Source organism: Streptomyces sp. NPDC048600 (assembly GCF_055587025.1).
Genome location: NZ_JBVJGZ010000003.1, coordinates 224414 through 238525, shown reverse-complemented (window position 1 = coordinate 238525; position 14112 = coordinate 224414). Strand labels below are relative to the sequence as shown.

Sequence of the window (14112 nt, the reverse complement as noted above, 5' to 3'; positions counted from 1 at the left end):
CACACTCAACAAGCTTGTCAGTCAACGAAGTTCCAGGGGTGGGAATGGAAAACGACAGAGAGTTCTCCGATGCCAGGGAGCAGTGGTGGTGGGAGATCACCGTGGAACTGGCAGCCGAACTGGACGACGTCTGCCCAGGCGCAAAACGTTTCCTTCCCCAGGACCTCGGAGATCTCGTTCTCGTACGGGCGATGCTGCTGGCCCGCACCGCGCTCCGCGACCAGCGGGTGGCAGCCGCCACCGACATATCGGGCGAGCTGTACTCGCTCTGGCCCGACCGGAAACCACCCCTTGAGGAGTGCGCGGGCCTCGTCGCCGACCTCCTCCGTCATCTCCACGGCGACCCCTCCCCGTCCCTGAGGTCATGGCAGACCCTCGACCTGTGGAGCGGACTCCTCCAGCTGTACGCCGCCCGCCGCGCCGCCGAGGTCGGAGCCCTGCGCACGGCACGCGAACTGGACGAACGCTGGCTCCTCGACCCGCAGGCGCTGAGCGACGGATCCCCCGACAGACCCTTGAACCCGGGAGCCGGATGGCGGTCCTTCGCCACGTACCTCCGCGCCACCCAGCGGGACAACGTGACAGGAGCGGCGCTCGGGCTGCTGGAGCGGGCCACGGTCGCCCAGGAGCTGAACCGCTCGGTCGAGTCGCTCGGCGAGCATCTCGGCGCGGGAAGCCACCTTGCCGCGCTCGCCGGCCAGGCCGAGGCCGCGAAGTACGTGCGCCGACGAGCCGACGAACTGAGCTCCGGCGCGGGCGGCGGTCTCTGGGCGGTCGTGTCGACCGCGGCGGTGGACTACCTCGCGCTCTGCGAAGGAGTGCGCGAAGGACTCACGACGTACGAGCAGGAGCTGTTCCGGACGGCCTACGAGCCCGAGTGGCGGGACCGGGCACGGCTGCTGGAGGCGTACCTCGTACGGGACTCCGGCGCGGGTCCCCACCCCCGGCCGCTCCTGCCCGACCCGCAGGCACACGCACCGGGCTGGATGACTACGATGGTCCAACTGCGCGACGAGGCCAACTGGGGCGCGAAGGCGAAGACCTTCACCTGGCACTCCCTGCCCGGCCACACGCCGTGGTGGTTCTGCGCCGTGCGTCCCGGCCCCGAGGAGCGCGTCGGGGCCAAGCTCGGCCACGACGACCGGATCCAGTTCGAGGTTGACAAGTCCACCCCGGGAGACCTGCTTATCGGCCTCCCGGACGACGAACCGGAGAGCTTCCTCCACCACCTGCGCTTCCGGTACGACGAGAACAACCGCGACGACCTGTGCCGCCTGCTGATGCTCGCGACGACCGGGTGGGCCCGCCTCGACATCCTGGCGGCCCGGCAGGCGGGCGGCCTACGGGTGCTGCGGACGATCCGGGTGGATGTACCGGGCGAGCTGCGGGACCTGTGCGGGGACTACGCGTACCGCAGGCTCAAGGAGATGGACGGTGAGCGCGACTCGGCGACGGGTGAGGCCGGACATTCCGGTGGCGGCGCGGACTTGCTCGCGGACGAGGAGTGGGGCGATGACCTCGTGACATACGAGGAGCTGGCGCGCGAACCGGAGGCGGACCCTGTGTTCGACGGGGGGCTCTTCCAACGGGACGACACGATCTTCTGACGCGGAACCGTTCAGGGGCGTTCGTGGCCTCGGGGATTTCCAGGGCGAGGGCAGAGCTCCAGTTCGCACCAGACCGTTTTGCCAGAGGGAGGATACGGCCGTACGCCCCAGCGGGTGGCGAGCGCCTGGACGAGGAGAAGTCCGCGCCCGCCCTCCGTGTCAGTGGCGGGGGCTGGGGTGCAGTCGGTCGTGGGTGAGGCTGGTTCGGGAGCCTGTGGCAGACACTCCTCGCGTGTATCGGTCACCTCGATCCGGAGCACGGCCGACGCCTGGGTGCGGTCAAGGGCATCGTCCATGGTGAGGCGCAGCCGGAAGTCCCGACCCTGAACCCGCCCGTGGAACACGGCGTTCGAAGCGAGTTCGGCGACGAGGAGGGCAGCGGTCTGCGAGGTCTCCGTGCGGTGCGGCCAGCCCCATGCCTCGAATTGGTTGACGGCGAGGAGGCGGGCGAGTCTCGCACCTCGCCGCGTCGAACTGAACTGCTGGGTGAAGGTGCGGACGGGGAGAGCGCGTTCGCTCGGGAAGGCGATGACACCGAGATCTGAATTCATAGAGTAACCGTCTCGTCACGCATTTAGCATGAACAAGGTGCTCGGGAGTACGCCCTCCACGTGTACGGGCCGGGTGCGTTTCTGTACGGGTGACCAACCGTCACGTTCGGGTGGCGTGGGAGTTGGTCCAGTCCCCTTCGAGTTCGAGGAGTGTGCGTATGGGTGACCGCCACGCTGCCAGGCACAAGGGCGGCGGAGGAAGCGGGGATGACGGCCGCCCTCCGATCTGGAGGGCGTACGGAAAGCTGGTCAAGCACTACCGTGAACTGGCCCAGCTGAAGCAGTCGGAGCTGGCCGACGCTGTCGGCTACTCGTACGAGCAGGTCGCCTCCATCGAACAGGGCCGGCGCCCGGCGAAGGCCGCGTTCACGGAAGCAGCGGAACGGGTACTGAACGCGGGCGGGGCTCTGCGGGTGCTCCAGGAGGACGTGGAACTGGCGCGGCTCCCGCTGTTCTTCCAGGACTTCGCGCTGATCGAGGCGGAGGCGGTGAGCCGGTTCTCGTACGATCCGCTGCTGATTCCCGGGTTGTTGCAGACGGAGGAGTATGCGCGGGCGCTGATCTCCGGGCACTGCCCACCGCTGAGTTGCGAGATCATCGAGCAGCACGTCGAAGCACGCCTCGATCGTCAGCGACTCTTGACCCGGGAACCAAGTGTTGAACTGTGCTTCATCATTGGTGAAGCCGCCCTGCGGAACCCTATCGGTGGTGCTGTTGTGATGCAGGCCACGCTCGGGAGGGTCTTGGAGGCGGCAGGGCAGCGCAACGTCGAGGTGCAGGTCATGCCCATCACGAGCGGATTCCACCCGGGGCTCAACGGTCCGTTGGTGCTTCTGGAGACGCTGGAGCACCAACACGTCGGGTACATCGAGTCGCAAGAGGTTGGCGTGGTTGTCACCGACCCTGCAAAGGTCAGTTCGTTCGGTCTCCGGTATGGCAAGCTGCGTTCGCAGGCACTCAACGTCACAGAGTCCGCACGGCTTATCGAGCAACTGGCAGGGGAGCAATGACCGTTGGGCATCATGGCCAGCCCACTGGGTTGGTCTGGTTCAAGAGCAGCTACAGCGGGTCGGGGGGAGGCGACTGCGTCGAGGTCGCCGTGGCTACTGAGGCTGTGCAGATCAGGGACTCAAAGTACAGGCCGGGCCCGCAGCTCGTCTTCAAGGCCGTCGCCTGGACGGATTTCCTCGAATTCGCCGCCGAGCGGTAGACGACAGCGAGCGCTGGCTCACCGATGCTTCCAGAGCGCGCGTAGACGCAGCACATCCACGGTCCACTCGCTGCGGAGAGCCGCATCCGAGAGCGGAACATCCCGGCCGAGGGAGAAGGCCACGTGCCGGTACAAGGGGTGGATCTCGCCGTCTCCCACGACGATGAGACTCGACATCAGGGGCTCGTCGGCCGGAGTGTCACGGTCGACCGCGACCAGGACCTCGCCCTGATCGTCGGGGTGCAGATGGGGCAGGACGCTCGCTCCGAGTCGCCGTCGCAGCTCACCCCATGTGGTCAAGGACTGACCTCGCGCTGTTTGCTTCAGTAGGGTGCGCACGGCTGACGCGAGTTGGAGAATTTGAGACGGGGAGAGACGGCCTTCCGCCACAGGCTCGTTCGAGGACAGGTCACCGTTCGATGAGGACTTCTCGGCCTCACGTCGTACCTGGAGATGCTGCTGCCATCTCGCAAGATCCTTCTCCTCAGCGTCGGACAGAGCGACTCGTTGGCTCAGAGCCTGTGCTTCTGCCACAAGGGTCGCCAGGGCGTCAATGCTCAAGGCGTCCTTCTCTTCGCGCATTTGGTGAATCAGTCGCCTGCAGCGTTTGAGGAGCGCCGAAGAACGGTTGGGCTGCTGCACACCCACCCACGTCTTCATCTCCGCAAGGGTCGCGCGATTCTGGTGCTGAAGTGCGGGTGACAGTTTCCTGTGGAGGGGGTTGGCCATGCGATAGATCTGTTCTGCCCGGTCGACATCCAGAATCCGTTGCGCCTCTCTGAACTGGTCGACGAGTGCGTGGAACTTTTCAGTGGCCGATTCTTCAGGCGATGCGGACTCAGCTTCGTCGGTCTCGGGCCGGGTAAGGGGCGGTTCGGACTTTACTGGAGGGGAGGTCGGCTGGGTCGGCGCGGGTTCCACTGCTGGGACTGGACGAAGGTCGGCATAGGGTTCCGCAGCCTTGGTGGCCCGTGTCAGATCTCGAGCGTGGTGACTTGGTGAGGTGGTCTGGCCTCTGAGCCAGTCAAGATATGCCGTCCCGCGCACTGTCGCGGTCTCGTGAGAGTTTAGACGGGACCGGGCTCGCTTTATTGCCTTGGATAGGTGCGTGTACTGGGATCCATCGGTTCTTGGCAGCAACTCTTCTGCAGCTGCTAGCGCTTGGCGGAGTTGTTCGACTTCTGCCTCCATCCGCCTCCGAGGTGCCGAGTTGTCAGGATTTTGAGGTGCTGGGCGCTTCTTGACCTGTGTGAAGACTGGTGCCTCGTATGCTTTCCCATCGGGGCGTAGTGCCAGCCTTCCTGGGAGCATGTGGATTTGTGATTTGCTCTGAAACTGGTAGGCGCGCTGTGTTTCGCGATCGCACCACAGTCTTAGAGTGACGTCGTCGGCGGGGACCTGTAGACCCAGTTTTCGGATGATGGAAGGCATGTCGGACAATGGGTGTCCGCTGGCTTCTCGTACGAGCGCCGAAAGTACTGGCTTATCCGGAGTGGCGGGACGATCCGCAGCGATAAGGAGATCCCGGCGTTCTGTCGGGGACAGGCGGGCTAGATTGATCTGCGCCGCCGTACCGAGCGTGCTCCATGTGGTAGGGGTGCGGCGCTTTGCGAAATCCTGCAGGGCTTTGCGGACCCGGGTAACCGTCTCCGGATCCACCTTTGCAGAGACGGTGCTTGACGGCACGGTAGCCCCGGGAAGATTGGAGCCGTTCGTAGTAGGCGCTGAGACTGGGCGCTGGGCTGGAATCGGGGTGTCGGACACCTTCCGCACTGGTTTGGGGAGTGCGACACCGGGGCGCCACAGGCCGGTGCGCTCTGCGTCGATGCCGCTGAGCTGAATGACACCGTCGGCTCGGACCGCCCATTGCACGCCGTCCTGCGGGTCAGGATCGGTGAGCAGTAGGCGGGCCGCTCCGTGAAGCCGGTAGACGTACTGCTCGGTGGGCATGGGGATGTGGTCCGGAAGCGACACGTGCGCACGGATGATCCGGCTGCCGGCTGGCTTCACGTCTGCGGTGACGATGTAGCGGCCGGCCGCCGCGAGCGGGGAATGCGTGGGCGCTTGCACGTTGGTGTCGATGGCGAAGACGATCTGATCAGGGCGGAGGGGCAACGTGGCAGGCCGGAGCCAAGCCCCTTTTCCGCGTTGCGTCACGCTGCCGTCGCTGAGCAGTTCTTCGAGCACCGGGGTGACCAGTCCGTCGGGAGTAAGCCGACACTCTTCGAGGGCCGACCAGGCGACCGGCCGCCCGGAATGCTCGACGCCGATGAGGACGCGCCGATCCGAGCGATCCGTCTCGCACTTGACGCGGAGTGCGTATCCCTGACGCTGCACCATGTTGGCAGAGATCGGTCCATCGGCACCGAAGACCCAGTCCATCTGCTCCGAGGAGGTCCCGAGTTCCTGCTCGGCCCGGTACCAGGTCCGATAGTCCTGGTGGCAGAGCTGGAAGCGAAGTCGTTGCTGGGTTGCCGGAAGCCAGAAGTCGACGGCATCGCCTGGGCCTTGTCCGAGATTACGGAGATCGGCCTGGGCGTGGAACCCTTGGGACTCGAGCCAGATGGTCAGGTCCCGCTTGATGAAGAGATGGTCGGCGCTGTCGGCGCCGTTCGCGACGCGATGACACTCGGGGGCGTTGCCCGTCCGGTCCGGGAAGTGCGCGAAGTGGCAGACCTTCGTCTCATACCGCTTGGTCATCAGCTCCTCGCCACAACCGCCGAGCAGTGTCCCGCACCAGAAGCGCTTGCCGTGGAAGTGACGGCGGAACCGGTCGAGGTTGTAAGGCTGCTCGGGGAGGATGACCGGCTGGTCTGAGTTCCTGGTACCGATGACGGCAGTTTGGACGAGCCGGGTGTCGATTACGGACATGACGCGCTCCACAGGGCGGGACTGAGAGGGTCGGGGCGTTGCGCGTGGGGGAGCGGACGGGCCGCCGCCTAATGGCGTGGGGATGGCGGGGCCCGTGGAGCTGAGATCAGAAGATGGTGTCTTCGGGCGGGAAGAGTCCGTCGTCCTGGAATGCGGCTGGGGCCTCCTCGGTGCCGGGGATGCCCTCGGGCTGTGGGGACTTCCTCGGTCCGCCTTGGTCTCGGTTGCCCCCCTTGCCCTTGTGGAGGCCTGCGGCTACTTCGGTCGCGTACCGCTCGTGATTCAACTCGCGGAGGCGGTCCATGATCTCGGTGCGGACGACGAGGCCGATGGTGTAGCGGGTGCCCTGGTCGGTTTCGTGGAAACCATGGTCCAGGCCGGTGGGTGCGATTAGAAGGTCGTCCCAACCGTATGCCCGAGCGGTTGCCTCATCAATGGCACGGTGCATGGCGCGCAGTTCGACGATATCGTCGTCCTGGCAGCTGAGGTTGTGCATCAATCGATAAACGTCAGTAAGGCCAATCTTGCGGTGCTCCATGATTTGGCGTCGAATCTCGTCCACCTGCACACCGGCTTCGCACATTTCTCCGGTGACCTCTGGGCGCGGGAACGTCTCGAAGCAACGTTCCGTCGCATAAGTGGTAGAGCCTGCGCCGCCATGAGTTGTTTTGTGGTGCTCTGTCCACCAGTAATGGAATGAGCTGGACAGTACAGTCAAGAACCCGTGATCCTCGCTAGCGAATACTACGAGCTTCTCGTGGAAGACTTGGCCATTTGGGACTAGCGTCGGCATTAGAGTGTCGCTCACGCGTGCCATTACGGTGACGCGGCTCAGCTCTTTTATTGCCGCCAACATTGCTGGCCTCTTGTCGGCGTACTGCCAGAAGCGTTGAGGTAGGGGACTTCTGAGCAAGTAGCTTCCGTCTGCCTTTCTGCGCTGTCGCTCGGGCTTCACTAGACGAATGACCTGGTCGTAGGCCCTGCTGTATCCCTCCGATTTCTCTTCGCTCCAGTCGTGAAAATTGATCACCCAGCGACTCGCTGATTGGTCGGGGTTTGAATTCAGATCCTTTCCGCTCAAATAGGGGAAAAGTACCTGATTGTATCGTGGATCTTCAGAAATCCAAGCGCGTGCCCGATGTTCAGGTAGGGTGAATCCTAGCCCCAATACGTAAGAGCCGAGGAATGACATGCCGCGATTTTCGGCTAGGGCTTCTGTTCTGCCATCTACTCGTGAAATTGGACTCAATGAGGCGTTGATTCCCAGTGGTGCGACTGCTCCGTCTAGCATTCTATGAGAATCGTGGGTTGCAAGTTCCTTGCTGGTCCAAACTGCGCAGTACTCCAATGCCGCAGATCGCGTTGGCCACTTTTCTTTACTGACTGCCATGCGAATTTCTGTCCCATTGGAGATCACGCGCTCAAGGCCCACTTCCAGACTCTCTCCTTGAGCGAGCGTCCGGGTGGCGATTATTCCCGCCTGGCCGCGAGGACTTGTCAATGAGTGACCGCGAAGTAGGAAATATGCAACCAGGTCAGCTCTTCCGCGTGCGCCGTAAGCTACCGATTGAACCAGGAATTCTCGATAGATTTCACCTACAGCCCCTCGCAGCTTAGTCCCTGCCAAGAATGGCGGGTTGCCGATCACGGCATCGAACCCACCCTGCTCGAATACCTCTGGGAACATCAGCGGCCAATGCACCGGCTCCCGCTCGAACCCACCCTCCGGCAGGTCCGTAGCCAGCCACTCCCGTGCCAGCGCCCGCGCCTCCTCCGTAGCCCCCTCAAGCCCCTTCGCCACGGCGAAGCCCATCCCTGCCGCTGCCATCGGGGCCTCCGAGCGCTTCAGGGACCATGCGCGCCGGGCCATCTCCTTCTTCATCGACTCCCGAGCCGGCAGTGGCCCGCTCCCGTGCGAGGCCAGAGCGGCTCCCGCCGTCAGGTCGGCGAGAAGGTTCACCCGGGTCGCCCGCTCCTGGACGTCCGCCAGTATCGCCCGCTTGTCCGCGATGTTCTCCAGCGTCTCGCCCGGCATGTCACCGATCTTCTTGCGCTGCTCGGCGAGCTCATGGACCAGCTCCCGCACGCCCGCCGTGAAGTCGATGACGCCCCGCTTGTGCCGTTCGCGGCCACGGCGTGCGTCGAGGTCCATGACCTCCAGTTGTTCCAGGGACGTGATGCCCAACAGCGAGTCCCCCGCCACCAACCGGTCGTCCAGGAACGTGAACGGCCGCTCGGGGTCCATCGAGATCAGCCACAGCGACAGCTTGGCCATCTCAACCGCCATCGGGTTGATGTCCACCCCGTACAGGCAGTGCTCGATGATCAGGCGCCGGGCGCGAACCATCACCGGGTCGCTCTCCGCGTCCGCGGCCGTGACCGCTCCCGTCTGGTCGCGGTGGCTGCCGCGGAAGGCGAGGGCTTCCTCGTCCTCCTCCTCGACCCACGCGTCGACCAGTCGTTCGGCGAGGTAGCGGCAGGCGGCGACCAGGAAGGCCGCCGAACCCATCGCGATGTCGGCGACCTTGAGCTTGAGGATCTCCTGCGCCTTGATGAGCTCCCACTGCTTGTCGTCCGCCGTCTGGAGCGGGCCCGGACGGTAGACCAGCGGCTCCAGTGCTCCCTCGGCGACCTGCTGGGCCAGGGCGCGCGGCGTGTAGTGGGTGCCGGTGTTCTTGCGGAGGCGGGACTCGGTGACGTACAGGCCGTCCTCCGGGATCACCACGGGCAGGCCGCGCAGGTCGTCGCGGAGGAGGCCGTGGAAGGGGAGGATACGTTCGGCGAGTTCGCGGTCGTTCTCGGTGACGGCGAGCAGGCGGCGCATCGCCTCGCCCCGCGCCTGGTCGTCACCGGGGGCCAGCAGTTTTTCCAGCTTCGTCGCCGTGGCCGGGGGCTTGGGGTCCTTGAAGTGCTCGTACAGCTTCTTCGACAGGCCCGGCAGGTTCGGCTTCTGGCCGGCCACCGCCCGCGCGCCCACCCCGAACGGGGCGGCCAGCAGCTCCAGTTCGGTCAGGCCGACCTCGTGCTCCAGGCCCGGCTTGCCGACGAAACCGAGCACGGTGTCCCGGGCGCGCTTGCCGTCGTACGAGAGCAGACCCTCGTACACGTAACCGATCTGCTCGACGTCCAGGGCGCGGAAGGTCAGCCGCCGCCGCTCCCTGTTGACGACGACGAACTGCACCGAGTCGAGCACGTGCAGGACGGTCCGGTCGTCGATCGGGAGGAGGGAGGTGTGGCCGTCGGCGGCACCCGCCGAGTCGCCGTCACCTGTACCGTCCGCGCCCGCCGGGACCGCCTCCAGCCACGGGAAGCGCTTCGGGTCGAAGATCGAGCCGTCGTATGCGGGCAGCTTCAGCAGCGGGTGGTCGACTCCGCCGTGCACCGCGTGGAACAGGGCGATCAGCCGGTGCCAGGCGGCCGTGGTGTGGTCCAGGGAGTCCTCGCCGTCCGCGCGGCGGCGCTCGTCCAGTGCCTCGTACAGCCGCCCGGCCGAGTATGCCTCTGCATACAGCTCGTTGTCCGCGGGCAGCAGACCGCGTTCTTCGGCGAAGAGGAGGAAGACGACGCGCATCATGACCGCGACGGCGCCCCGGTAGACCTCGCTCGCCGGTACCCCCGACAGACCCTGGCCGCCGCGCTTGACCATGCGCGCCTCGGCGCGGCCGATGGAGTCCACGAGGAGTTCGACGGCCTGGCGGACCTGGATGCCCAGCGCCTCGGTGACGTCCTCCTGGCCCTCCAGGCTCTCGCGCAGGAGCGCGGGCAGGAGTTCGTCCTCGGGGCGGCCGAAGAAGCGGCCCCGCCGCAGCAGGGAGACCCAGGCGCGGACGGCCACCAGGTCGGCGGACTCGTTCCAGGCGATCGTGTCGAAGGTGGCGCTCGTCGTGACGCCGCCGGGCGGTGCCCAGACCAGCGACCACCAGCGGCCGTCGGTGACCAGGCCCAGCTCGACGCCGTGGTGCCGCAGTACATGGGCCAGCCGGTCGACTCCGCTCGCCGACCAGGAGGAGTCGCCGCCGATACGGCGGGTGGGCATGGTGTCGGGCGGCAGGAACAGGCCGAGGACCGGGAGGTGCCGGGCTGCTGCGGCGGTGTCCGGTTCGGCGGTGGGGTCGGTGCCGGGGCGGACGAGGGCGAAGTCGGGGCGGACGGTGGTGTCGGCTCCGGGCGGGCTGACGGTGAACCGGTCCAGCAGGGCGTCGTCCGCCGCCGTACTCTCGCCGCTGTCGCCGTAGAGCCCGGCGCCGTCCCTGAGGTGGAGGGCGTCGTCCCACTCCAGTACGGTCCGCAGCAGGAAGCCGATCCAGTCGAGGCGGCCCGCGCCCTTGCGGTCGTCCTGCCAGATGCCGTGGTTGAGGCGGATGTTGGCGCGGCGCTCCTTGGGGACGCCCTCCAACTGGGGCCAGTTGCGCAGCAGGACCGGCAGCGTGAGGAAGGGGCCGGACACCTCGGTGAGGTTCAGCCAGTTCAGGTGCTGCTGCTTGCCGTCGGCCGCCTTCGCGATGCGGATGGCGGCTGCGGAGGGGCGACGGCCCCCGGAGCGGGGCGCGGGGCTCATCAGGAGACCTCCTTGGCGGGGATGACGAAGACGACGGCGACGGGGAAGAGGTGGTCCTGGGGGTCGCGGTAGCGGGCCGCGATGGCGGCGAGTTCGCGGCTGCGCTCGTCCTCCAGACCGTCGAGGCGGGCCCGCCAGCGTTCGCGGTCCTCGGCCAACTGGCGGCGCTCCGCCGGGTCCTTCAGCTGGTCCATCCCGAACAGCGCGTCCATGCCGCCCGCCGGGGAGCCGGTGTCGGGAGAGGTCTCGCCGAGCTGGGCACGCAGGGTGCGCTGGGAGCGGTCGAGGGTGCCGTTGATGCGTTTCTCCTCGTCGGCCTGGCGCTCGACCAGCCGGTCGGTCAATGAGGCCTTGCGTTCCTTGCCGCGTGCCTCGATGGACTGGGTGAGTCCCTCGTACGTCTTCGACCAGTTCTGCTGGAGCCCGTGCACGATACGGTCCGTTGCGGGACGGCCTTCGGCGAGCGCGCGGTCGAGTATGGAGCCGACCGCCTCCACACCGCGCAGCCGGCGCTGCCAGCCGTTCTCGCCGAGCCAGCCGCCCGCGTGCAGGATCTCCTCGTGAAGGCGCTGCCCGTCCGTGCCGACCAGGACGAAGCGGGCGTACGCGCCGACGAAGGTGGTCTCCAGAGCTGGATCGTTGCTCACGACGGCCGCGATGCGGCGCAGCCCGACGTTGTCCGCGTTCCAGACGGCCGCGCGCAGCAGCCGCGTCGACATGGCGACCAGCGGATGGTTGAGGTGGGCCAGCACGATGTCGGGACGGCCCGATGCGGCACCCGGATCGAAGGTCACCGGGCGCAGGACGTCCGGGCGGAGCTTGTCGGGGAGTCCCCGGGTGGCGCGCTCCCAGGAGCCGGTGAGCGTCGGCACGGTGAACAGGCCCTGCCGGAAGTCGTCTTCGGAGGGCGGGTTCTCGTCGAGGCACGGCGTGAGGGGCTGCTGCTTGGCCAGGTTGAGGGCGGTGTTCACCACCCGGGCGACCCGGTCCGGGGTGATGCCGAGGTCGGTCGTGGTCTGCTTCAGCTGAGCGCTGAGCCGCTGCACCTGCTCCGTGACGTTCTGCTCGGCCTCCACCTTGCCGCCGGAAGGACGGCCCTTGATCTGCTTGGCGCGGGCGTGCTCGATGTCGTAGTCGGTGAGCTGCCCGGTCATCCGCAGCTGCACCTTGTCGGCGAGTACGGCGTTGACCTCGCCGAGGTCCTCCTCCATCTGCGCGACCTTCTTCGCGATGCGCGCGAGGAACTCCAGGTCCGCCTCGTACACATCGGTTTTGGCCTTGTCCCAGGCGGCACCGATGAAGTGCATGATCTGCGGGTTGTGGCGCTGACCGTAGCGGTCGATGCGGCCGATGCGCTGTTCGAGCTTGTTGGGGTTGAACGGGATGTCGTAGTTGATCAGGTAGCGGCAGTGGTCCTGGAGGTCGATGCCCTCGCTGGCGGCGTCGGTGGCGATGAGGATGCGGACCGTGCCCTCCGGGCTGGCGGGCGGTTCCTGGAAGGCGAGCCGGATCTGTTCACGCTCCTCGGCGCTCCTGCCGCCGTGGAGGGTCAGCACGCGGCCCTCCTGAGCGAGGCCTTCCTGCTGGAGGAGGGTGAGCAGCCAGTCCTGGGTGTCGCGGTACTCGGTGAACACCACGACCCGCTCGTTGCCCCAGCTGTTTCCGATGCGGCAGACGGCCTTGAGGGTCTTGACGAGTTCCTTGGCCTTCGCGTCAGGTGACGCTTGGTGGGCCTGGCCCCAGTGGGCCATACGCTCCAGCAGCTCGGCCTCGTCGTCGGTGGCGTCCGGGGTCACCGTGGCGGCGCGGGTGATCGCGTCGTCCTCGGCCTCGGACATCTGCTCGTCGTCGAGTTCACCGGCGTACTCCTCGTACTGCGTGATCCACAGCGGGGTCTCGACCGGTGCCTCCTTGGCGCCGACGGACCTGGCCTTGGCGCGTACCGATTCCAGATGGACGGCGACCGTGTGCGCGAAGGCCGCGGGGGAGGAGAACAGCCGCTTCTTGAGCAGCAGAGTGACCAGGTCGACGGCCCTCCGGCCGCCGCGCCGGTCCGGAGCCACCCGCTTCTTGCGCAGCGCCGCGTACCGGGTGAGGAGAGAGTGGATCTCGCGCTCGGTGTCCGGGTATTCGACGGGCAGCGCCTTCGACTCGCGGGTACGGAAGCGTGGAGTACCGTCCTCGTTCGTCACCGTGCTCTTGAGACGGCGTACGACGGTGTCGTCAAGGGCGGCCTTGTCGGGCTCGACACCACGGAAGAAGCGCTGGTTGTCGATGAGTTCGAGAAGCGCGGTGTAGGACGCCTGGTAGCCGTTGTGCGGGGTGGCGGAGAGGAACAGACGGTGCTCGAAATGGGGGGCGAGCCGCCGGATCAGCTTGGTCTGCTGCGAGTCGACCGCGTAGATCTGCTTGGGCGCGCTCGGGGCGACATGGTGGGCCTCGTCGAGGATCAACAGATCGAAGGTACGGCGTCCGGGACGCCCCGGCAGCTCGGTCGATCCGCCCGGCGGCAGCACCTCGTCGATGAGCCGCTGTGCCTTGGGCGTACGCAGCCAGGGAAGACTGACGATGGTGAGCGGGAACACCCGGAACGGGTTGGCGGCGCTGCCATGCGTACGGCGGAGTTCGGCACAGCGCGCTGAGTCGATCACGGTGAAGTCGAGACCGAACTTCTCCGCCATCTCGTCCCGCCACTTGAGGGTGAGACCGGCCGGGCAGACGACCATGACACGGTGGGCCCGGCCGCGCAGCCGCAGCTCCTCGGCGACCAGGCCGGCCTCCACGGTCTTGCCGAGGCCGACGTCGTCGGCGAGGAGCAGATTGACGCGGGGGGCACCGACGGCGCGGGCGACCGGCTCCAGCTGGTAGGGCTCGATGGCCACACCGGAGCGGAAGGGGGCCTGGAGCGTTCTGACGTCGGCGGAGGCGACGGCGGACCAGCGGACGGCGTCCAGGAAGGCCGCGAGCTGTTCGGGCTGGTCGAACGCGCCTGCGGAGGCATCGGGGAGGGAGCCGGCGGGCAGGACACGGCGCCCGGGCTCGACCTCCCATATCACCGAGAGGGTGTCGCCGTAGCGTCCGTCGGCGACGGACTGCAGATGAACGACGGTGACATCGCCGGCCGGGGCGGATTCGACACCGGACACCACCCAGCTCTGGCCGCGTACCTCGACGAGATCGTTCTCCTTGGGCGGCGCAACGATTGTGGAGGATTCGGAAGTACGGGTAGTGCCGAGCATGCGGACATCCTCCACTATCGGCGAGGCGGCGGTGCCTACGGGAGCTTCTCATAATAGCGAGTGATCTGTTTGTTGA

General features: G+C 66.6%; 7 protein-coding genes. 3 read left to right on the top strand and 4 right to left on the bottom strand.

Translation table 11 applies throughout. The features are described from left to right. Nucleotides 1-44: 44 nt before the first annotated feature. Nucleotides 45-1607 carry a hypothetical protein gene (locus ACZ6SQ_RS05300; protein WP_469556907.1) on the top strand — a complete coding sequence of 521 codons (1563 nt, stop codon included), beginning with the start codon at nt 45-47 and terminating at the stop codon, nt 1605-1607. 11 nt (nt 1608-1618) lie between these two features. Here ACZ6SQ_RS05300 and ACZ6SQ_RS05295 read toward each other — a convergent pair whose 3' ends face one another. Next, nucleotides 1619-2158: an ATP-binding protein gene (locus ACZ6SQ_RS05295; RefSeq protein ID WP_469556905.1), complete on the bottom strand. Its 540-nt coding sequence runs from the start codon at nt 2156-2158 to the stop codon at nt 1619-1621. 158 nt (nt 2159-2316) lie between these two features. Here ACZ6SQ_RS05295 and ACZ6SQ_RS05290 point away from each other — a divergent pair, with 158 nt between their 5' ends. Beyond that, on the top strand, nt 2317-3168 hold the full coding sequence (locus tag ACZ6SQ_RS05290) for a helix-turn-helix domain-containing protein (RefSeq protein ID WP_469556903.1): 852 nt from the start codon (nt 2317-2319) through the stop codon (nt 3166-3168). Further along, on the top strand, nt 3165-3368 hold the full coding sequence (locus ACZ6SQ_RS05285; RefSeq protein ID WP_469556901.1) for a DUF397 domain-containing protein: 204 nt from the start codon (nt 3165-3167) through the stop codon (nt 3366-3368). Before ACZ6SQ_RS05290 ends, ACZ6SQ_RS05285 begins: the two co-directional genes overlap by 4 nt. An 18-nt stretch (nt 3369-3386) precedes the next feature. On the opposite strand, the gene ACZ6SQ_RS05280 is transcribed toward ACZ6SQ_RS05285, so the two are convergent. The 3 genes from ACZ6SQ_RS05280 to drmD all read right to left on the bottom strand — a co-directional run bounded on the left by ACZ6SQ_RS05280 (nt 3387) and on the right by drmD (nt 14036). Continuing rightward, entirely contained in the window at nt 3387-6239 is a 2853-nt protein-coding gene (locus ACZ6SQ_RS05280; protein ID WP_469556899.1) for a competence protein CoiA family protein, read from the bottom strand. A gap of 106 nt (nt 6240-6345) precedes the next feature. Next, nucleotides 6346-10797, bottom strand: a complete 4452-nt coding sequence (locus tag ACZ6SQ_RS05275; protein ID WP_469556897.1) for an Eco57I restriction-modification methylase domain-containing protein — start codon at nt 10795-10797, stop codon at nt 6346-6348. Next, nucleotides 10797-14036, bottom strand: coding sequence for a DISARM system SNF2-like helicase DrmD (drmD, locus tag ACZ6SQ_RS05270; RefSeq protein ID WP_469556895.1), 3240 nt, complete (start codon nt 14034-14036; stop codon nt 10797-10799). The genes ACZ6SQ_RS05275 and drmD overlap by 1 nt, the downstream gene beginning before the upstream one ends. Nucleotides 14037-14112: the final 76 nt, after the last annotated feature.

Coding starts and splice junctions, on each gene's coding strand:
- ACZ6SQ_RS05275 (WP_469556897.1), bottom strand. CDS start 10,797: ATGAGCCCCGCGCCCCGCTCCGGGGGCCGTCGCCCCTCCGCAGCCGCC.
- ACZ6SQ_RS05295 (WP_469556905.1), bottom strand. CDS start 2,158: ATGAATTCAGATCTCGGTGTCATCGCCTTCCCGAGCGAACGCGCTCTC.
- drmD (WP_469556895.1), bottom strand. CDS start 14,036: ATGCTCGGCACTACCCGTACTTCCGAATCCTCCACAATCGTTGCGCCG.
- ACZ6SQ_RS05285 (WP_469556901.1), top strand. CDS start 3,165: ATGACCGTTGGGCATCATGGCCAGCCCACTGGGTTGGTCTGGTTCAAG.
- ACZ6SQ_RS05300 (WP_469556907.1), top strand. CDS start 45: ATGGAAAACGACAGAGAGTTCTCCGATGCCAGGGAGCAGTGGTGGTGG.
- ACZ6SQ_RS05290 (WP_469556903.1), top strand. CDS start 2,317: ATGGGTGACCGCCACGCTGCCAGGCACAAGGGCGGCGGAGGAAGCGGG.
- ACZ6SQ_RS05280 (WP_469556899.1), bottom strand. CDS start 6,239: ATGTCCGTAATCGACACCCGGCTCGTCCAAACTGCCGTCATCGGTACC.